This window comes from Sediminibacterium sp. FW305-C-61 (assembly GCF_058231065.1).
Genome location: NZ_JBIQXR010000006.1, coordinates 22910 through 42720, shown reverse-complemented (window position 1 = coordinate 42720; position 19811 = coordinate 22910). Strand labels below are relative to the sequence as shown.

The following is a 19811-nucleotide window of genomic DNA, read 5'->3' as shown; positions in this document are numbered from 1 at the left end:
TCATTCTATTTCTATATTACCGCCCAGATGAATAGAAAGAAGAGTATTCAAAATTAAGGCTGGCCCAATAGCTTTGCCAGTCTGCATCCGGGTTTTCACTTAATCTTTCCATATAAACGGTGCTTACCATAAATGGACCAGAATAGCGTTTAGCACTGATTATTCCCCGGTTATTGGTGCGGTATTCCGTCATTTTTTTTATTCCCTGCTCATCTTTGTACCATATTTTAACCAGTTGATTTGCCAGCGTTTTTCCTTTAAAAAGCACTTTGAATCGTACCGTTAGTAAATTACCCCTTGGCTCAATTCCGGGTGGAGTATAAGGATTTTCAAAAGGGATTATGTCAAGTGGTAATTCGCAGGGTTTTGTACAGGCATCGGTTAAGGTTGACCCTACCTGAATAATGGTTTTTACAGATCGTTGATAAAATTCCCTCCCTTTTTTTCCCGTTTCCCCGTATTTAGAGCGGTAGGCAATTGCAGATTCCAGTCCATCTTCTTTTAAATAATCAGTAAACTTTTCTGCATCTAACTCAATTTTTGAATTGGTACTATTGAAAATAACCATGTGGGTACCTGCCATTTGCAATGGGATCCTGGCAGAATCGCCTTTTTGCATAGACAAACGGTCGGATAGGTCTGCTTTACTACCATCGGGGAGATAATGGATAAATTGTTTTATCCGCTCTTTATTTCCACCCCAGTTGTCACCCGTAAAGTTTTCACCTACCCGAAATCGGATCAATGCAATATCACGGATATTATAAAAGTATTTATCTGGTGCCAACCAGAATTCATGGGCAGAGAGCAGCGAAATTGCCAGGATAAAAAAGGCAGATAATACCAGTTTTTTCATGCTAGCAAGATAATCAATCGAAAGTGGAAAGAATGATGGATACGGTATTCTCTTGAAGGGGATGCCACTGAAAGCACTGTATACACAGAAGCATTATGGGTACTTAAATGACGAAAAATCTGCGATCTGCCATCTGACATCCTCAAATCTCCCCCAATTCCCTACTTTTGCGCCAGAAACAAAAGTTTATATGGCAACTACATCAGACATCAGCCGCGGCATGATTTTAAAGCTCGACGGCAGTTTATATTCAGTGGTAGAGTTTGGCGAAAACAAAACCGCACGTGCAGCAGCCAAAGTTTGGGCTAAGCTGAAAGGGGTGGACAATAAGCGTTCCATCGAAAAAACCTGGAACAGTGGTGAAACCATTTTTCCGGTACGGGTGGAGAAAAAAGCCTTTCAATACCTCTATAAAGACGAGAGCGGCTTTAACCTGATGAACAATGAAACCTTTGAGCAGATTGCATTGGCAGAAGAAATGATTGATGCTCCACAGTTCCTGAAAGATGGTTCTGAAGTGTTTGTTTTCATTAATACTGAAACCGATCAGCCAATTGGTGCTGAATTACCTGAAAAAATCGTGGTAAAAATCACCTATTGCGAGCCGGGTTTACGTGGTGATACCGCTACCCGTGCCCTGAAAGCCGCAACAGTAGAAACCGGAGCAACCGTAATGGTACCCCTTTTCGTTGAAGACGGTGAGCTGATCCGCGTAAATACCAAAACCGGAGATTACGTTGAACGCGTAAAGGAATAATTTGATATAATTTGAGTAAAAGGCACTTTTAGTGCCTTTTTTTGTGAATGGTCAACTGTGAATGGTCAATGGTGAATTGTGAATAGGGGGGTGTGTGGTCGTATAGCTAACTAATTATTATTCAATGTTCATGAGCAATCCCATTAACAATAATAATTGACCATTCACAATTGACCATTCACATGCATAGCGCAATGCCAAAAAAGATCAAAAAATCCCTGTTTTTACCAAAAAAAGGCTATTTTGCCCCCCAATTTGACTAAAACTAACCGATTTTACCCCAAAAATTGCCATTATGGACTTAAAGCAAATTCACGAGTTAATCAAGATCATCAATAAGAGTAATATTGGTGAAATCAGTATAGAAGACAAAGATGGTAAGGTTACAATCAAACAAAAAGAAGAAGCCCCTGTGACCGTTGCAGCGCCTGCTGCACAGGTTTACCATACAGCACCGGCTCCTGTTGCCGCACCTCAGCCAGCAGCTGCTCCTGCAGCACCAGCGGCACCAGCACCAAAGGCAGATAACCTGATCACCATAAAAAGCCCGATGATCGGAACATTCTATCGCCGCGCCTCACCAGATAAACCAGTACTGGCCGATGTAGGAACAGAGATATCTGCGGGAAAAGTGGTTTGTATCATCGAAGCCATGAAGCTTTTCAATGAAATTGAAAGTGAAGTAAGCGGCACAATCGTAAAAGTACTGGTAGATGATGCCAGTCCGGTTGAATACGATCAGCCGTTGTTCTTAGTAGAACCTAAATAATTTGAAAATGGCACAATTTGAAAATTTGAAAATGGGGTCGCTCCATTTTTGAGTTTTTAAATTTATCTGTTTGCCATCATTTTCAAATTTCCAAATTCTCAAATTTTCAAATTAACCCAATGTTCAAGAAAATATTGATTGCCAACAGGGGAGAGATCGCATTGCGCGTTATTCGCACCTGTCGTGAGATGGGCATTAAAACGGTAGCCGTATATTCTACTGCTGATAAAGATAGTTTGCATGTGAAATTTGCAGATGAAGCAGTTTGTATTGGCAAACCCCAGAGTGTAGATTCTTACCTGAATATCCCACATATTATGGCTGCTGCGGAAATTACCAATGCAGATGCTATTCATCCGGGATATGGGTTTCTGGCAGAGAATGCACGATTCTCTCAGATTTGTGCCGACCATGGTATTAAATTCATTGGACCTACTCCCGAGATGATTAATAAAATGGGAGATAAGATCACCGCAAAAGATACCATGATCAAAGCTGGCGTACCGGTTGTACCAGGTGGTGAGGGTTTATTGGAAAGTGTGGAAGAAGCCAAAAAGCTTGCAAAAGAAATTGGCTATCCTGTTATTCTGAAAGCAACAGCCGGTGGTGGTGGTAAAGGTATGCGTGTGGTAATGGAAGAAAGTGAAATTGAAAAAGCATATACCACCGCACGTACCGAAGCAGCCGCTGCATTTAAGAATGATGGAGTTTATATGGAGAAATTCGTGGAAGAACCACGACATATTGAAATTCAGGTAGCCGGAGACCAGTACGGTACCGTTTGCCACATGAGTGAGCGCGACTGTTCTATTCAACGCCGTCACCAGAAACTGGTAGAGGAATCACCATCACCTTTTATGACACCAGAGCTTCGTAAAAAAATGGGTGAAGCTGCCTGTAAAGCTGCTGCAGCCATTAATTATGAAAGTGTAGGTACCATAGAATTCCTGGTTGACAAACATCGCAATTTCTATTTCATGGAAATGAATACACGTATCCAGGTAGAACATTGTGTAACTGAAGAAGTAATCAACTTCGACCTCATCAAAGAACAAATTAAAATAGCGATGGGTGAGAAGATCAGTGGACGTAATTACGAACCTCAGATGCATGCGATCGAATGTCGTATTAATGCAGAAGATCCATACAATGATTTCAGACCTTCACCTGGTAAGATAACGGTGTTACATACACCTGGTGGACATGGCGTTCGCGTTGATAGTCATGTGTATGCCGGGTATGTTATTCCTCCTTATTATGATTCAATGATTGGTAAGTTGATTACCATCGCACAAACACGCGAAGAAGCAATTGATACCATGTATCGTGCATTAAGCGAGTATGTGATTGAAGGTGTAAAAACAACCATTCCATTCCATTTACAACTGATGCAGAATGAAGACTTCAGGAAAGGTAATTTTACGACTAAGTTCCTGGAGACATTTAAATTAAAGTAATTAGCTATTCTATAGAAAAATAAAACCCTGGCAATATTTGCCGGGGTTTTATTTTTTAAGCAATGATGTTATAGAAACTTCAGAAGAATCTGTCTATTTATGCTCATAGTCACCTTCAACTAACCTACTTGTCTTAACAAAAAAGGCCGTACCTAATGGTACAGCCTTATAACACCGTTTCAGTTTTAGTTATTTTTTTCTGCCACCGCCCGGACGGCCACCGCCTGGACGCATAGTCATTCCTTCAGCTACTTTTTTAGCCTGATCTTCTGTTAGACCAGCTTTTATAAGTCTTTTAGTCCTCAAATCACCAATCTCTTTCATTTTTGCCTGTCTTGTAGCATCGTCCATTTCACGAAAGTTTAAACCTTGCATGTAAGAACGATCTCCGTATACTGCAACTACAGAATCTGTTAGTGCTTCAGACAACCCGAGGTTAAGACCTTTAACCCTTTCTTTCATCATAGCAGCGCGCTGCTCAGGAGTCATTTGCTGGCCACCCTGTGCTGATGCAGCTACAGTGCAAACCAATCCGAATGACAGTAATACAATTACCTTTTTCATGTTTTTGTTGTTTAGTTTATAGACAGAAAGTTAAGGTTTTCGTTTATTCCAGGAAAATGAATATCGGTGAACGGGCGATTAGGGGCAGTGAGCAGTCAGAGGTGAATGGTGAATGGTGAATTGTCAATTTGTGGGTACTCACTATTCACCATTGACAATTCACAAAAAAGCCCCGTACCGCAGGTACAGGGCTTTTAACAAGTCAAAAAAGAACGATTATCTTAAAAACAACATCTCACGATATTTAGGCAGGGTCCATTTGTCGTCGTCTACCAGATGCTCCAGTTTGTCTACATGGTAGCGGATCTCGTCGAAATAGGTAGATTTAATGGACTCATAAGAAATAGCTTTTTCACGGCTGTCGGCGATATTGTTGGCCACTTTACGTGCTTCAACCATAAGGTTAACCTTGTCGTGAATTACCTGAATATGATCGCTTACTTCTTTCAGGATAGCCAGTTGACTTTTATAAGATGCTTCGCCCAAACCGGCTGCTTTCAATCCGTTTACATTTGTCAACAGATCGTTTTGGTAAGCAATAGCTGCAGGCAGGATATGGTTAATTGCGAGGTCGCCCATGATACGTGCTTCGATCTGTACTTTTTTGATGTACTTCTCCAGTTCAATCTCATGTCGGGCTTCCAGTTCTGTATGACTATAAACACCATTGCTTTCGAACAGTTTTTTCGCTTTTTCGGTAACCATTGCATCAAGCGCAACAGGTGTTGTTTTGAGGTTTGGTAAACCACGACGCTCCGCTTCTTTGTGCCACTCATCGCTATAACCATCACCTTCAAACAATACATTTTTGCTCTCCACAATATATTTCTGGATCACATGCATGATCGCGATTTCTTTTTTATCACCTTTCTCAATCAATGCATCAACATCTGCCTTGAATTTCTTCAGGGTATCTGCCATGATGGTATTGAGAACAGTCATAGAGATCGCACAGTTTGCAGATGAACCCACAGCACGGAACTCGAACTTATTACCGGTAAAGGCAAAAGGAGAGGTACGGTTACGATCGGTATTATCGAGCATCAATTCAGGAATGCTGCGGTGCAGGTCTAATTTAAGGATGGCTTCATCCTGCTCATCGAACTTAGTGCTAACCCTTGTTTCAATATCTGATAAAACTTTAGCCAGGTACTGACCCACGAATACAGAAATGATGGCAGGAGGTGCTTCATTCGCGCCTAAACGGTGGTCGTTAGGAGCAGAAGCAATAGCCGCACGCATAATATCTGAATAGTCATGAACCGCTTTGATGGTATTTACAAAGAAGGTCAGGAACATCAGGTTGGTCTTAGGCGTTTTGCCAGGAGCAAGCAGGTTAACACCTGTATCGGTGGCCATGCTCCAGTTATTGTGTTTACCACTACCGTTGATGCCGGCAAATGGTTTTTCGTGTAACAATACTACCAGTTTATGACGTTTGGCCACACGGCTCATAACATCCATTAACAGGGTATTGTGGTCAACCGCAATATTTACTTCTTCGAAGATAGGAGCACACTCAAATTGAGCAGGTGCAACTTCATTGTGACGTGTACGTAAAGGAATACCTAATTTATAGGACTCCTGCTCAAAATCGCGCATGAAAGCATATACACGCTCTGGGATAGAGCCGAAATAATGGTCTTCCAACTGCTGGCCTTTCGCAGGTGCAGCGCCATAAACTGTACGGCCACACTGTACCAGGTCAGGGCGGGCATTGGCCAATGATTCATCAATCACAAAGTATTCCTGTTCCCATCCAAGGGTAGGGGTTACTTTGGTAACATTCTTGTCGAAGAAATTACATACTTCAACGGCTGATTTATTCAATGCTTCCAATGCTTTCAGCAATGGAGCTTTATAGTCGAGTGACTCACCTGTATAAGAAACGAAAATGGTCGGAATACAAAGTGTTTTACCCTGACCTATTTCAATGATAAAAGCAGGAGAGGAAGGATCCCATGCAGTATAACCACGCGCTTCAAAAGTTGCACGTAAACCACCACTAGGGAAAGAAGATGCATCTGGTTCCTGTTGAATTAGGGCAGCGCCATCGAATTCTTCAATGGCTGTTCCATCACCTTTCAGGGTAAAAAATGAATCGTGTTTTTCTGCGGTGGTACCCGTCAAAGGCTGAAACCAGTGTGTATAGTGCGTAACACCTTTACTTTCTGCCCAGGCACGGATGCCATTGGCAATCTGGTTAGCAACGCTGCGGTCTATTTTCTTACCACCACGGATGCTGGTAACAAGACTTTTGTAAGCTTCATCGCTCAGGTATTCACGGGCAGTTTTAAGGGTGAAAACATTCGTTCCGAATATGCCGGTAATCTTGGCACTTGCCGGAATATTTGTCTCATTGTTGTTGATGCTGCTGATCGCATTAAAGCGTAAAGACATAGGGTAAGTTTTTTTTGACAGGGTAAAATTAAGGGTTAAATGCCCATAAAATTAACTTTTTGACAATCAGATGCATAAAAAATGGTGTTTTTGTGGAAAAATAAAAATATGTGATATTTTTTAATTTGAATGCTTTTTAGTTGTAGGGAACTGTTATTTTATTGATACACAATCGTTTATATTATTTTCTGAACTAAATTGCCCTTTTTTGTAATTAAAGCAACAATTCAGCAACTAATACTAAAACAGAATTATGAAGCAATTATTGGTCTTAATAAGTACCAGCCTATTCATGGCGTTTACACCCTTATCTGAAGATTGGAAAACAATTGATGTAGTTGAAAAAGTAAAACTGAGTATGCCATCAGAACCGCTCCCTGTAGACTCGAAGGGTGGTCCTCAGGAAATAAAAAAGTGTATCATGACAGATTCCACCGAATTGGCGCTGATACTGCTCGATTTTACGAAACTTGGTGTTACGGAAGAAATGCTGGAAGGATTAAAAGATACCGAGGACTTTAAAGAGCAGATTAAAGGTGGGTTTGTAGCAAACGGAGGGGAGATAAAATCTGAATCTGAAGGAAAATATGCGGATAAGCATTTGTATTTTCAGTTTAACCTGGAAGTTCCAAAGGATGATAAAAAAGTCTCAAATATAACCCGTATTGTATTTTATAAACATTACGCCATCATGCTGAGTTATATTCCCGGTAAACAAGGGAACGATAAGGCCCTGATGGATAAATTCTACAATTCATTGAGCATTAGCGAATAAAGTCAATTAATGAGTAAAAGAAGAATAGGGTGCTAATGGTTTATGATCCATAGTCCATAGTCCATAGTCCATAGTCCATAGTCCATAGTCCATGGTCCATGGTCCATGGTCCATGGTCTATGGACTATATTGCAACCGGTGATTTACGTAATAATGTTACAAAAGAAGCAGTCTCCCAAAGGCTGCTATTTTTTTGTAACATTCTGTCGGCTGTCCCGTTTTACGCTAAAACAAACAACGCCATGAAAAGATTATTGCTGGTTTTAACCGTATTGGTTTCCATTACAAGTACTGCCCAGTGGAACTGGTTTAAAGTAGAAGGAAATGGAGTATATAAAAAAGAAACCCGTGAAGTAGGTTCATTTACAGGCGTAGCATCTTCAGGTTCATGGGATGTTATGCTGGCCTATGGCAATAGTACCTCTATTGAAATAGAAGGAGATGAAAACCTCTTGCCTTATATCGAAACCAAGGTTGAAAACAACAAACTGAGTATTCGAGCCAAAAAAAATGGCAATATCCGGTCTAAGAATAAGATTGTTGTTTATGTAACCCTTAGTAAAATAACCGGATTATACCTCTCTGGTAGCGGTGATATGATCGGGAAAGGAAATTTTTCAAACCAGGGAACCACTAATATTGGTGTTTCCGGCTCCGGTAGTATAAGAGTGGATTTCAATAAATTTAATCGCATTGATGCCTCTGTTTCCGGCAGCGGTAGCGTAATCATGAAAGGCATTTCCGATGAAGTAGATGCCCGCATAAGCGGCAGCGGAAGTATTAACTGCAAAGAAGTGGTGAGCGACGATGCAACCGCACATATAAGTGGCAGTGGCAATATCCGCGTTCAGGCTAATAACTCGATAGATGCCCGTATCAGCGGCAGTGGTAATATATATTATATCGGCGGCGCAAAAAATGTTCGCACACATAAAGCGGGTAGTGGTAGGATTGTGAAGGGGTGAGGTGTTAGGTATTAGGTGCTGGGTTGCAGGTATGGTAATGCTATATAAAAGATTACTACCTAATACCTAACACCTAGTACCTAGTACCCAGTACCCAGCACCTAATCCCTCCAAACTTTTCTCCCCATCCCTCATTTCTTGCCACGCAGTTTTCTTACCTTCGCTGCATCATGGAAATCACCGTTCAAACCGCCGAGAAGCTGCGACTTACAGCAGAAGAATTCGAACTCATCAAACAAAAATTAGGCAGAACCCCCAACTTCACTGAACTATGTGCTTTCAGTGGCATGTGGAGTGAACACTGCAGTTACAAAAACTCCATCAAGTGGCTTAAAACCCTGCCCCGCGACGGTGGCAGAATGCTGGTAGCAGCCGGAGAAGAAAATGCAGGTTTGATGGATATGGGCAATGGCTTCGGCGTTGTTTTTAAAATTGAAAGTCATAACCACCCCAGTGCCATTGAACCATTTCAGGGCGCAGCAACAGGTGTAGGTGGTATACAGCGCGATATTTTTACCATGGGCGCCCGTCCAATAGCATCTCTTAATAGTCTCCGTTTCGGTAACCTGAAAGATAAAAAAACACAACGCCTTTTAAGTGGGGTAGTGCATGGTATCGGACATTATGGAAACTGTTTTGGTGTACCAACCGTTGGAGGTGAAGTTTACTTTGAAGATTGTTACCATACCAATCCTTTAGTGAATGCCATGAGTGTAGGTATCATGAAAGCAGGAGATATGATCAGTGCAACAGCAGCCGGTATTGGTAACCCTGTATTTTTTGTGGGCAGTGCAACCGGAAAAGATGGTATTGGTGGTGCTTCCTTCGCATCTGCTGATATTACTTCTGAAAGTGCAGAAGAATTACCGGCTGTGCAGGTAGGTGACCCTTTCCAGGAAAAGAAATTATTGGAAGCCTGTCTGGAACTTATCGACACAGGAGCTGTGGTAGGAATGCAGGATATGGGGGCCGCAGGTATTATCTGTTCTACTGCCGAAATGAGTGCAAAAGGTGGTGTGGGAATGCGTATCGATCTGGAGAAAGTACCTACACGTCAGCAAAACATGAAAGCATGGGAACTCTTATTAAGTGAGAGCCAGGAAAGAATGCTGATCGTAGTTGAAAAAGGAAAAGAAGCTGCCGTATTAAAAGTGTTTGAGAAATGGGATCTTTCAGCAAGTAATATTGGTGAAGTAACAGGCGACGGTCTCCTTAAATTTTATATGCACGGTGAACTCGAAGCTGAAATACCCGCACATGAATTGGTACTCGGTGGCGGTGCACCACAATATACCCGCGAATACCGCGAACCTAAATATTTTGAAAAGATCAAAGCCTTTGATATCAACAGTATTGATGATGTTACAGATATTAAAGCAACCGCAACACAACTGGTTCAGATTCCTAACATAGCTTCCAAACGTTGGGTATATACCCAGTACGATAGCATGGTTGGCGCTGCCAATACTTCCACCAATGCACCCAGCGATGCTACGGTAGTGTTGGCTAAAGGAACAGGTAAAGGACTAGCTGTTACAGTGGATTGTAACAGTAAATATGTTTTTGCTGATCCATACACTGGAGGAATGATTGCTGTTGCGGAAGCCGCAAGAAATATTGTTTGTAGCGGTGGAGAACCTATCGGTGTTACCAACTGTTTGAATTTTGGTAATCCTTATGACCCTGAAGTTTACTACCAGTTTGTAAAAGCTGTAACCGGTATGGGTGATGCCTGCCGCAAATTTAATACACCCGTAACAGGCGGTAACGTTAGCTTCTATAACCAAAATCCGGATGGTCCGGTTTATCCGACACCGACTATAGGCATGGTAGGTATTGTAGATGATGTGGATGCTCGTATGACCCTTGACTTTAAAAACGAAGGTGACATCATTGTACTCATCGGCAAACAACAAAATGATATTGGTTCTTCAGAATACCTGCATAAGTTGAAAAATGTAGCGTTCTCACCAGCACCATATTTTAACCTTGATGAAGAATTTAATGTACAACAACTCGTTGCTGCATTAATTAAAAATAAAGAGGTGGTTAGTGCACATGATATCAGTGAAGGCGGACTAGCCATTAACCTGCTGGAAAGTGGTTTTAATCGCGGACTAGGTTTTTCTGTTACGGCAGAGTCTGATTTACGCAAAGATGCATACTGGTTTGGTGAGGCACAAGGCAGGGTAGTTGTTTCCTGTACACAGGAGCAACTAAGTAAGCTGGAAGCAACTGCAAAAGCTGCAGGAATTCAAACAACAATATTGGGTAAAGTAACCAGTGGGTCTATAGAAGTAAATGGCGAATCATGGGGAACTATTGATAGTTGGAAAAACCTGTATGATACTGCCATCGAAAACCTGATCAATCAGTAATATGCCGGAAAACGAGGCTTATATTATAGTAACTGGGGCTGCCGGATTTATTGGTTCCCGCATGGTGGAGCACCTCAATACACTTGAATATAGAAACCTGGTACTGGTTGATGATTTCGGAGTAGAAATTAAAAGAAAGAACTGGGAACAAAAAGGGTATGCCCACTTGGTTGAACGATATAACCTGTTCGATTGGCTGCAACTACATGAACCTGCCATTGAATGTTTTATACACCTTGGTGCAAGAACCGATACCACTGAATTTGATTATGCCATACATGAAGAATTAAATGTAGCCTACTCAAAATCGGTTTGGGATTATTGCACCCTTCATCAGATTCCGCTGATCTATGCATCTTCTGCTGCAACTTATGGTGCAGGTGAACTAGGGTATAACGATGACCATGACATAGTTGAAAAATTGCAACCACTGAACCCCTACGGCATCAGCAAAAATGAATTCGATAAATGGGCATTGGTTCAGGAAAAAACACCTCCTTGTTGGGCAGGACTAAAATTCTTTAATGTTTATGGTCCTGATGAGTACCATAAGGGTAGAATGGCCAGTGTTATATGGCATGCATTTAACCAGATTAAAAATGTGGGTTATGTGAAGTTGTTCAAAAGCCATCGTCCCGATTTTAAGGATGGAGAACAGTTACGCGATTTTGTGTACGTGAAAGATGTGGTGAAGGTAATTGAGTGGATGAGGGAAACCATGGTAGAAGGAAGATGGTCTAACCAACTGAATGGATTATATAATTTAGGAACCGGCAAGGCCAGAACTTTTACAGATTTGGTAAATGCTACTTTCGCTGGCCTGGATAAAGATCCATCCATTGAATTCATTGATATGCCGGAAGATATCCGCGACAAATACCAGTATTTTACAGAAGCTAACATGCAGAAGCTTCGCAAAGCTGGCTATACCGATTCTTTTTACTCACTGGAAGCCGGTGTTGACGATTACGTCAGAAATTATCTGAGAACTTTAGGGTAAATTTGAGTAGCGCGCTGCGCTGAGCTTCGCGGTCCATAGTCCATGGTCCATAGACCATAGCAGGAATGTTTTTCAATACCATGGACCATCGACTATGGACTATGGACCGCGAAGCTCAGCGCAGCATTAAAGCAACCGATATGAACAAAAAAATTGCCATCATTGGAGGTGGTAACCTTGGTGCGGCTATGGCCGAAGGATTGATTAAAAGTGGGTTTATTCAACCTGAGCACCTGATTGTTACCAAAAGAAATACCCACACACTCCAACACCTTAAAGAACAGGGTGCATTGGTTAGTAATAACAATGTAGAGGCAGTGCAATATGCCGACTGGATATTGCTGGCCGTTAAACCCTTCCAGTTAAAAGAAGTATTGAGTCAGGTGCTACCCTATCTTCAACCTGAAAAACATGTTTTGGTAAGTGTGGTAACAGGTGCCTGGGTGAATGATATAAGAGAAGTAGTAGGAGATACTATACCCATTTTCCGTGCTATGCCCAATACTGCTATTGCGATTCAGGAAAGCATGACTTGCATATATGCATCCGCGACTACAGAAGAGCAGGTATTATATGTAACTGCCTTATTCAATCAGTTGGGAAAATCTGTTTTTATAGAAGAGAAATTAATGGATGCTGCCACAGTGCTGGGTGCATGTGGAACTGCTTTTGCAATGCGATACATCCGGGCAAATATCCAGGGAGGTATTGAAATAGGATTCAGCGCAGCAACTGCATCGCTGATTGCCGCACAAACAGTAAAAGGTGCTGCGGAATTATTGTTACAGAAAAATACCCACCCCGAACAAGAGATAGATAAAGTAACCACCCCCAAAGGCTGCACCATCGCCGGCCTCAATGAAATGGAACACCAAGGGTTTAGCTCTTCACTTATACGTGGGGTTGTTACAAGCTATAAAAAGATTGTAAACGATATGTAAACAGAGAAATACGAAATAAGGAATAAGAAATAAGGAATATGAAATAAGGAATAAGAAAGTAGGTTATTACTTATCCAATACTTTCTCTGTTTCTTATTTCTTATTCCTTATTTCTCTGTTCTTACAACCTTTCTTTCAAAAACGCCAGCGCTTTCGCGTGGGCATCTGTAGCGGCTTCTTTGTTGAATACCGGGTTGCTTGGGTTGGCAAAGCCGTGGCCTGCATCGTATTTATAGGCAGTTAGTTTTTTTCCTGCGGCCTGCATATCGGCTTCGAATTTGTTGACTACTTCTGGTGAAGGACTGCGGTCTTTGTTGCCAAAGAAACCTATGACATCGCAGTTGAGTGTTTTTAATTTATCGAGGTTATTCTCCGGACGACCGTAGTACATAACACAACCTGCAGCTTGTTTGCCAGCCAATAAACTGCTTTGTAAACTCCACATACCACCAAAGCACCAACCTACGGTAAATATTTTTGCGTCGCCGCCAACATAAGCAATAGCACCTTTGATGATGGCTTCGAGTCTTTCAGTTTTAGCACCCTGAATCAGTTTCATGGCACTGTCGGCAGTTGCGGCAATTTTACCATCGTAAAGGTCTAGGGCAATAACATTTACATCTTCTCCCAGATCTGTGTAAAATGTTTCGCTTTCTTTTTTAATGTAATCATTCAATCCCCACCATTCCTGGATCACAAAAAGCCATTTGTTAGATTTTTTCTTGCTGCGGATTTCATAACCCATGGCAGTAGTGCCATCAGAAGCTTTAAAGCTTACAGGTTTACCGGAAGCATCGGCCAGTTTAAATGCTAATGGATTGTCGTGCATCATGGCAAATGACTTGGTAGAAGCTTCTGCTTTAAACTGATCCATGATCTCAGCGGTAAAACAACTGACATAACAATCAGGTGTTAATGGAGCAGGTACAGGGGTTTTATAGCTGTATCCCAGAAATGCAGCAGTACAAAAAGCTGCGATGGTCAGAATGAATAATTTTTTCATAGCAAATTTTTATGAATAAAGATGTACACTTCAAGTTAACACATTCGGGCTGGAATCGTTCAATCCGCCGCTGGCGTTTTTTTAAATCAGTTTTTTTGCTGTACCTTTGTATGACCTCTGAATTTTTTTACCGCTCATTTACAAGGTCAATATTTTTTTGCGTTATCTGGTTGTATATCAATACAATGGGTATCGTTTTTTTATTGTTATATACAACCTTCGTTAAGTTGTTTGTACCTTATCAATAATAAAATAATACGATGAGCAAACAGGCGATAAACGAATAAACAATAGCATAACATGGCCAAGTACATTTTTGTTACCGGAGGGGTAACGAGCAGTTTAGGAAAAGGAATTATAGCAGCTTCACTTGCCAAATTATTACAGGCAAGAGGACTGAGGGCAACCATCCAGAAATTTGACCCCTATATCAATGTTGATCCGGGTACACTTAACCCTTATGAACATGGAGAATGTTACGTAACAGAAGATGGTGCAGAAACAGATCTTGACTTGGGTCACTACGAACGATTCCTGAATATTTATACCTCACAGGCCAATAATGTTACCACCGGACGTATTTATCAAACAGTTATCAATAAGGAAAGAGCAGGTGACTTTTTGGGAAAAACAGTACAGGTTGTTCCTCATATTACCGATGAGATTAAACGCAGAATGCTATTGCTGGGAGAAGATAATAAATACGATATCATTATCACAGAAATAGGCGGAACAGTAGGTGATATCGAAAGCTTACCTTTTATTGAAGCAGTACGTCAACTACAATGGGAATTACCGGAAGAAGATGTAATGGTTGTACACCTTACCCTTATTCCATATCTCCGCGCTGCCAAAGAATTAAAAACAAAACCTACACAGCACAGCGTTAAAATGCTGAGTGAAACCGGTGTGCATCCGGATATCATTGTATGCAGAACAGAAGAGCCATTGAATGACGATATCAAAAGAAAAATTGCACTCTTCTGTAACGTAAAAACAGAAGCCGTTATCGAAGCGATGGATGCATCAACCATTTATGAAGTGCCATTGCTGATGCTGCGTGAAAAGCTTGATCTTATTTGCCTGAAAAAATTAAATATTACCAGTTACAGCGAACCAAACCTGGATAAATGGAAAGGCTTTCTTGATAAACTGAAATATCCGAAAAGCAAAGTTACTGTCGGACTTATCGGGAAATATATTGAACTGCAGGATGCTTATAAATCTATCCTGGAAAGCTTTGTACATGCCGGTGCAATGAATGAAGTAAAAGTTCAGGTGGTGAATGTTCATAGCGAATATATTACACCGGAAAATGTAGCAGAGAAACTGGAAGGATTGGATGGACTATTAGTAGCTCCCGGATTTGGACACCGTGGTATAGAAGGAAAAATAACTGCTGTGCAATACGCCCGCGAACATGGATTGCCATTCTTTGGTATTTGTCTTGGTATGCAAATGGCCGTAATTGAGTTTGCGAGAAATATCCTTGGGCTCAAAGATGCGCACTCAACTGAAATGGATACAACTACAGCCAATGCCGTTATCAATATGATGGAAGAACAGAAAAAGATCAAAATGATGGGCGGAACCATGCGTTTAGGTGCATACCCATGCGAAATAAAACCTGGAAGTCTGGCACACACTATTTACGGAGAAACAAATATAACTGAGCGTCACAGGCATCGCTATGAATTCAACAACGATTATTTCGATCAGTTTGAAGCAAAAGGAATGATTGCCAGTGGCCGTAATCCTGAAACAGGACTGGTAGAAATTATGGAAATACCAGCACATCCATTTTTTATCGGTGTACAATATCACCCGGAACTGAAAAGTACCGTAGAAAAACCAGCACCACTTTTCGTGCATTTCATCGGAGCTGCTAAAAAATACCAGGAACAAAAAACAGCCACAAGGAAAACAAGTCTGCAGAGTTAGGGGAAAAAAACAGCTTCTAGCCACTGGCTGCTAGCTACTAGGTTTTTTTGCTATTAATTTAAGCATCCACAAGCATAGATATGGGAATTAAATATTTATTTAAGTAGAATTTTTACAAAACAAACTAGCAAGCCTTGTCATTTATTCAAATAATAGCAGAAAACTTAGAACAAGCACCAATCAAGGCTCGCAGCTAGAGGCTAGAAGCTAGCAGCCTATTTTCAATTTATAATATTATCAAGACCCGGAATCTCCGGGTCTTTTTGTCTCCCTCAACTGAAACCTGTATTTTCAGCATCCAATAAACGCACCATCAATATGAGAACAAAACTTTTCGGAACGGTATGCTTTTTATTTGCAGTGCTGCTTAATACAGGTAAAGCCCAACCACCTACTGGTACGCATTGGTCGAAAGATGGAACAGGTTATTTTGCTGTGGAAAATGGAAATATTGTGCTAACTCAATTACCTACTTTTTCCAAAACAACGATCGTCGCAAAAGAGCTACTCACACCCGCCGGTTCAACCACTCCTTTATCCGTAAGGAATTTCTTTTTCTCTCCAGATAACCAGCAGGTGATGATATATACCAATACCAAAAAAGTTTGGAGATATGATACGAAGGGAGATTATTGGTTATTGGACCTTAACTCCAAACAGTTAAAACAACTTGGAAAAGGTAGGCCAGTGTCTTCCCTAATGTTTACCAAGTTCTCACCCGATGGTAAAAAAATTGCTTATGTAAGTGAATATAATATCTACTGTGAAGACCTGAAATCAGGAGTAGTAACTGCATTAACAAAAAATGGAAACAGAAAACTCATCAATGGTACATTCGATTGGGTATATGAGGAAGAGTTTGGTTGCAGGGATGGTTTCAGGTGGAGCCCCGACAGCAAAAATGTTGCTTTCTGGCAAATTGATGCTGCCGCTACCAAAGATTACCTGATGCTGAATACCACTGATTCTATTTATTCATTTGCTGTTCCTGTTGAATATCCTTCTGCAGGAGAGCCGCCTTCCCCTTATAAAATAGGCGTGGTAAACATCAACAACCTTTCACAAAAGTGGATGAAAATTCCGACCGATCCTGTATTGCAGTCTTATGTTCCAAGGATGGAATGGAGCAATAATCAGGAACTCATCATCCAACACATGAACCGTAAACAAAACCAGACCGATATTATGCTTTGTAATATCTCAACCGGTGCTTCCAAATCTATTTACCATGAAGCAGACGAAGCCTGGATCAGCACGATGGGTGAATGGGATAGTGATTATGATTATGGTGGATGGGATTGGTTGAATAATGGAAAAGAATTTTTATGGGCATCAGAGAAAGATGGTTGGAGACATCTCTATCGCCTATCTATAGATGGTAAATCGGAAACCCTGATTACAAAAGGCAATTATGATGTAATTGATCTCCAGGCAATAGATGAAAAAACAGGGTATGTTTATTTTGCTGCCTCACCTGATAATGCAACCCAGAAATATTTATACCGTACTAAGTTAGACGGTTCCGTTGCACCCGAAAGATTAACACCCGCTAATCAACCCGGTACACACAACTATGTGGTATCACCCACTGGTGCTTATGCACAACATAGTTTCTCGAATTATTATACACCTAATGCAAGGGAATGGGTTGCACTTGATGGACATAAACCAATAGATGGCAATAAAGTAAATGATGCTATTGCCAAATCGAATAAAGCATCTTCCAATGTTGAATTCTTCAAAGTAAAAACCATTGATGGTGTTGAAATGGACGGATGGATGGTGAAGCCACGTCAGTTTGATCCTTCAAAAAAATATCCGGTGGTGTTTTTTGTATACACTGAACCAGCCGGTGCCAATGCCAAGGATCAATATGGTGCAGGAAGTAACAGACTTTATGCGGGAAATATGGCTGAAGATGGATATATCTATATCACCGTTGACAATAGAGGAACGCCAGTACCAAAAGGAAAAGAATGGCGCAAAAGCATTTACCGCAAAGTTGGTCTTGTGAATATCCGCGACCAGGCCATGGCAGCAAAAGAAATATTCAAATGGGGTTTTATCGATACCAGTCGTGTTGCAGTTTGGGGATGGAGCGGAGGTGGCTCAGCCACACTTAACCTGATGTTCCAATATCCTGAAATATATAAAACAGGTATTTCTATTGCCGCTGTAGCCAATCAGTTAACCTACGATAATATTTACCAGGAAAGGTATATGGGACTTCCACAGGAAAACAGGCAAGATTTTATCAATGGTTCACCCATAACCCATGCAAAAAATCTGCGAGGAAATCTCTTATACATTCATGGAACAGGAGACGATAATGTGCATTATAACAATGCTGAAATGCTGATCAATGAATTGGTAGCAAATGGCAAACAGTTTCAGCTGATGAGTTACCCCAATCGCTCACACGGAATCTCAGAAGGCAAAGGAACCACACAACACCTGTCCCGTCTATACACCAACTTCTTAAAACAATACTGTCCGCCGGGAGGGAGATGAGAAATGAGGAATGAGGAATAAGAAATAAGAAATAAGGAATAAGAAAGTGGTTTTTATTTTACTTTACTTTCTCTGTTCCTTATTTCTTATTTCTTATTCCTCATTTCCTATTCTTCTTGCTTCAACAACAAGTTCTTCTTCATCTCGTTCCAGGTTGATTTGAGTGAATTGCCTGGTTCGTTTTTCCAGTTTGTCATGGTATGTTTTATATGCTCATTCCGAACTTTGTTTGCTTCCTCTATACCGGATTTAATAAATTCACTGTCTTGTTCGAAAACTGTCTGGTTATGTAATTCTTTCAGCGCTAACTCCCGTTCATGATTTTTTTGGGTGAGTGTTTTTTCGAGTGATTCACGTAAACGAACTTTTTCATCGTAGCTGCCATCGGGGAGTAGTGTTTTGGCAATTACGGGCATTAATTCAATCAGCATCAATATTGCTACCAATAAATAATACCTGAAAGCAACAGCAGTATTATTGCTTACGAGATGATTCAAAGCTTCAATACGTGTAATAAAACCATTATTCAATAAGACTTCGAAGTTGGCTTGCTCCTGTAGTATGTTTTTTTCAAATATCAATAGCTGGCTGTCTATCCGTTGAATTTGAGGTGTTAATTGTTCTTTTAAGACAATATAATTAGCATCAAGTTGCTGGTATTCTCTTTGTTTGGCCTGGGCAATATCTTTCAAACCAATTTTCCTGCTTCCGCCTGTACCATCCGTTTCGCTGATGAAGCGGTCCCTCGCCGCACTTACTTCTGCGTAGCGGTTATCAAGTTGCAACTGAAGTGCAGCTTTCTGATCTGTCAGTTCCTTTTTGCCTGTTGCATATACAGAGTCCTGACTAATCCTTTTATTCTTTTTCCGTTGTTCATTATCAATGGATACCTGCACTTTAATTTCTTTATCGAAGAGATACAGCAATGCAGGTTGCGCCATGAATAACCCGATGGTTAATGCCAGTAGTATTCTGAAAACCAAAGGGAATGCTTTCCTTTTATTGTTTTTGGCTATCCCTTTTATGAGGGCTCTGTCGATCGATAAAATGATGCCCCCCATGAATAATCCCAATAACAGCGATGCTATTACAGAGCTGGTTACAGTGCTGAAAAAATAGGTCCATGCAAGGGTTGCAAAGAGCCAGGTGCCTAAAACAGTCATGCCCACAATTGCATAACGGTTTCTGTCTATTACACAATTTGTAATCAATTCTTCTTCTGCGGTAGACAGCCACCATAAGAATTTTCTCCATCGGGTAGGGGTATAGGTCTCCTTTTCGGAAATTACCTGTGTTTTTTCCTGCATACAAAGGGTTTAAAAAGAAAAATGGGTAGAAGTTGGAAAATTCGCCTTTGGTTGAGTGGGAACAGGTATAAAGAAACAATGATTTTGCCGTTTTTGTAATATTTTGGCCGTTTTTGTATCTAATTTAACGCATCAAAACTTAGGGTACCAATCTTTCCCCGCAAATATTACCTTTGCCCCTCAATAA

At 40.9% G+C, this 19811-nt stretch carries 15 protein-coding genes; 10 read left to right on the top strand and 5 right to left on the bottom strand.

Going from position 1 to position 19811, the window contains the following annotated elements:
- Nucleotides 1-16 precede the first annotated feature (16 nt).
- Complete coding sequence (locus ACH30E_RS14795) at nucleotides 17-856, bottom strand: DUF4198 domain-containing protein (protein ID WP_490825446.1); 840 nt, start codon at nucleotides 854-856, stop codon at nucleotides 17-19.
- 190 nt (nucleotides 857-1046) lie between these two features.
- On the opposite strand from ACH30E_RS14795, the gene efp reads away from it, so the two are divergent.
- From efp to accC, 3 genes are all read left to right on the top strand, one after another.
- Nucleotides 1047-1613, top strand: a complete 567-nt coding sequence (gene efp / locus ACH30E_RS14790; RefSeq protein WP_133475090.1) for an elongation factor P — start codon at nucleotides 1047-1049, stop codon at nucleotides 1611-1613.
- Nucleotides 1614-1908: 295 nt separating this feature from the next.
- Nucleotides 1909-2382 carry an acetyl-CoA carboxylase biotin carboxyl carrier protein gene (gene accB / locus ACH30E_RS14785; protein ID WP_294996535.1) on the top strand — a complete coding sequence of 158 codons (474 nt, stop codon included), beginning with the start codon at nucleotides 1909-1911 and terminating at the stop codon, nucleotides 2380-2382.
- A gap of 119 nt (nucleotides 2383-2501) precedes the next feature.
- Nucleotides 2502-3839, top strand: coding sequence for an acetyl-CoA carboxylase biotin carboxylase subunit (accC, locus tag ACH30E_RS14780; RefSeq protein ID WP_294996531.1), 1338 nt, complete (start codon nucleotides 2502-2504; stop codon nucleotides 3837-3839).
- 189 nt (nucleotides 3840-4028) lie between these two features.
- Here accC and ACH30E_RS14775 read toward each other — a convergent pair whose 3' ends face one another.
- Entirely contained in the window at nucleotides 4029-4403 is a 375-nt protein-coding gene (locus ACH30E_RS14775; RefSeq protein WP_294996527.1) for a hypothetical protein, read from the bottom strand.
- Between the two features lie 216 nt (nucleotides 4404-4619).
- A complete protein-coding gene (locus tag ACH30E_RS14770) occupies nucleotides 4620-6803 on the bottom strand; it encodes a glutamine synthetase III family protein (RefSeq protein WP_490825445.1) in 2184 nt (727 codons plus the stop codon).
- A gap of 253 nt (nucleotides 6804-7056) precedes the next feature.
- Here ACH30E_RS14770 and ACH30E_RS14765 point away from each other — a divergent pair, with 253 nt between their 5' ends.
- The 5 genes from ACH30E_RS14765 to proC all read left to right on the top strand — a co-directional run bounded on the left by ACH30E_RS14765 (nucleotide 7057) and on the right by proC (nucleotide 12862).
- Entirely contained in the window at nucleotides 7057-7578 is a 522-nt protein-coding gene (locus tag ACH30E_RS14765) for a hypothetical protein (protein WP_294996522.1), read from the top strand.
- 242 nt (nucleotides 7579-7820) lie between these two features.
- Nucleotides 7821-8543: a head GIN domain-containing protein gene (locus ACH30E_RS14760; RefSeq protein ID WP_294996519.1), complete on the top strand. Its 723-nt coding sequence runs from the start codon at nucleotides 7821-7823 to the stop codon at nucleotides 8541-8543.
- Nucleotides 8544-8713: 170 nt separating this feature from the next.
- The gene (gene purL / locus ACH30E_RS14755) at nucleotides 8714-10921 is read left to right on the top strand and encodes a phosphoribosylformylglycinamidine synthase subunit PurL (RefSeq protein WP_490825444.1); all 2208 of its coding nucleotides are present in this window, start codon (nucleotides 8714-8716) and stop codon (nucleotides 10919-10921) included.
- Nucleotide 10922: 1 nt separating this feature from the next.
- The gene (gene rfaD, locus ACH30E_RS14750) at nucleotides 10923-11921 is read left to right on the top strand and encodes an ADP-glyceromanno-heptose 6-epimerase (RefSeq protein ID WP_490825443.1); all 999 of its coding nucleotides are present in this window, start codon (nucleotides 10923-10925) and stop codon (nucleotides 11919-11921) included.
- Nucleotides 11922-12061: 140 nt separating this feature from the next.
- Nucleotides 12062-12862, top strand: coding sequence for a pyrroline-5-carboxylate reductase (gene proC, locus ACH30E_RS14745; RefSeq protein WP_490825442.1), 801 nt, complete (start codon nucleotides 12062-12064; stop codon nucleotides 12860-12862).
- 121 nt (nucleotides 12863-12983) lie between these two features.
- On the opposite strand, the gene ACH30E_RS14740 is transcribed toward proC, so the two are convergent.
- Entirely contained in the window at nucleotides 12984-13865 is an 882-nt protein-coding gene (locus ACH30E_RS14740) for a dienelactone hydrolase family protein (RefSeq protein ID WP_490825441.1), read from the bottom strand.
- Between the two features lie 300 nt (nucleotides 13866-14165).
- Between ACH30E_RS14740 and pyrG the strand changes: the two genes are divergently transcribed.
- Together pyrG and ACH30E_RS14730 are read left to right on the top strand one after the other, a co-directional pair.
- Complete coding sequence (gene pyrG / locus ACH30E_RS14735) at nucleotides 14166-15806, top strand: CTP synthase (RefSeq protein WP_490825440.1); 1641 nt, start codon at nucleotides 14166-14168, stop codon at nucleotides 15804-15806.
- 318 nt (nucleotides 15807-16124) lie between these two features.
- Nucleotides 16125-18317 carry a S9 family peptidase gene (locus ACH30E_RS14730; protein ID WP_490825439.1) on the top strand — a complete coding sequence of 731 codons (2193 nt, stop codon included), beginning with the start codon at nucleotides 16125-16127 and terminating at the stop codon, nucleotides 18315-18317.
- A gap of 107 nt (nucleotides 18318-18424) precedes the next feature.
- Here ACH30E_RS14730 and ACH30E_RS14725 read toward each other — a convergent pair whose 3' ends face one another.
- Nucleotides 18425-19624, bottom strand: a complete 1200-nt coding sequence (locus tag ACH30E_RS14725) for a DUF4407 domain-containing protein (protein ID WP_490825438.1) — start codon at nucleotides 19622-19624, stop codon at nucleotides 18425-18427.
- Nucleotides 19625-19811 lie beyond the last annotated feature (187 nt).

Bases quoted from the DNA above. Each gene is read 5' to 3' on its own strand.
- pyrG (WP_490825440.1), top strand. From the start codon at position 14,166: ATGGCCAAGTACATTTTTGTTACCGGAGGGGTAACGAGCAGTTTAGGA.
- ACH30E_RS14770 (WP_490825445.1), bottom strand. From the start codon at position 6,803: ATGTCTTTACGCTTTAATGCGATCAGCAGCATCAACAACAATGAGACA.
- purL (WP_490825444.1), top strand. From the start codon at position 8,714: ATGGAAATCACCGTTCAAACCGCCGAGAAGCTGCGACTTACAGCAGAA.
- ACH30E_RS14775 (WP_294996527.1), bottom strand. From the start codon at position 4,403: ATGAAAAAGGTAATTGTATTACTGTCATTCGGATTGGTTTGCACTGTA.
- ACH30E_RS14725 (WP_490825438.1), bottom strand. From the start codon at position 19,624: ATGCAGGAAAAAACACAGGTAATTTCCGAAAAGGAGACCTATACCCCT.
- ACH30E_RS14730 (WP_490825439.1), top strand. From the start codon at position 16,125: ATGAGAACAAAACTTTTCGGAACGGTATGCTTTTTATTTGCAGTGCTG.
- proC (WP_490825442.1), top strand. From the start codon at position 12,062: ATGAACAAAAAAATTGCCATCATTGGAGGTGGTAACCTTGGTGCGGCT.
- accC (WP_294996531.1), top strand. From the start codon at position 2,502: ATGTTCAAGAAAATATTGATTGCCAACAGGGGAGAGATCGCATTGCGC.
- efp (WP_133475090.1), top strand. From the start codon at position 1,047: ATGGCAACTACATCAGACATCAGCCGCGGCATGATTTTAAAGCTCGAC.
- accB (WP_294996535.1), top strand. From the start codon at position 1,909: ATGGACTTAAAGCAAATTCACGAGTTAATCAAGATCATCAATAAGAGT.
- ACH30E_RS14740 (WP_490825441.1), bottom strand. From the start codon at position 13,865: ATGAAAAAATTATTCATTCTGACCATCGCAGCTTTTTGTACTGCTGCA.
- ACH30E_RS14760 (WP_294996519.1), top strand. From the start codon at position 7,821: ATGAAAAGATTATTGCTGGTTTTAACCGTATTGGTTTCCATTACAAGT.
- ACH30E_RS14765 (WP_294996522.1), top strand. From the start codon at position 7,057: ATGAAGCAATTATTGGTCTTAATAAGTACCAGCCTATTCATGGCGTTT.
- rfaD (WP_490825443.1), top strand. From the start codon at position 10,923: ATGCCGGAAAACGAGGCTTATATTATAGTAACTGGGGCTGCCGGATTT.
- ACH30E_RS14795 (WP_490825446.1), bottom strand. From the start codon at position 856: ATGAAAAAACTGGTATTATCTGCCTTTTTTATCCTGGCAATTTCGCTG.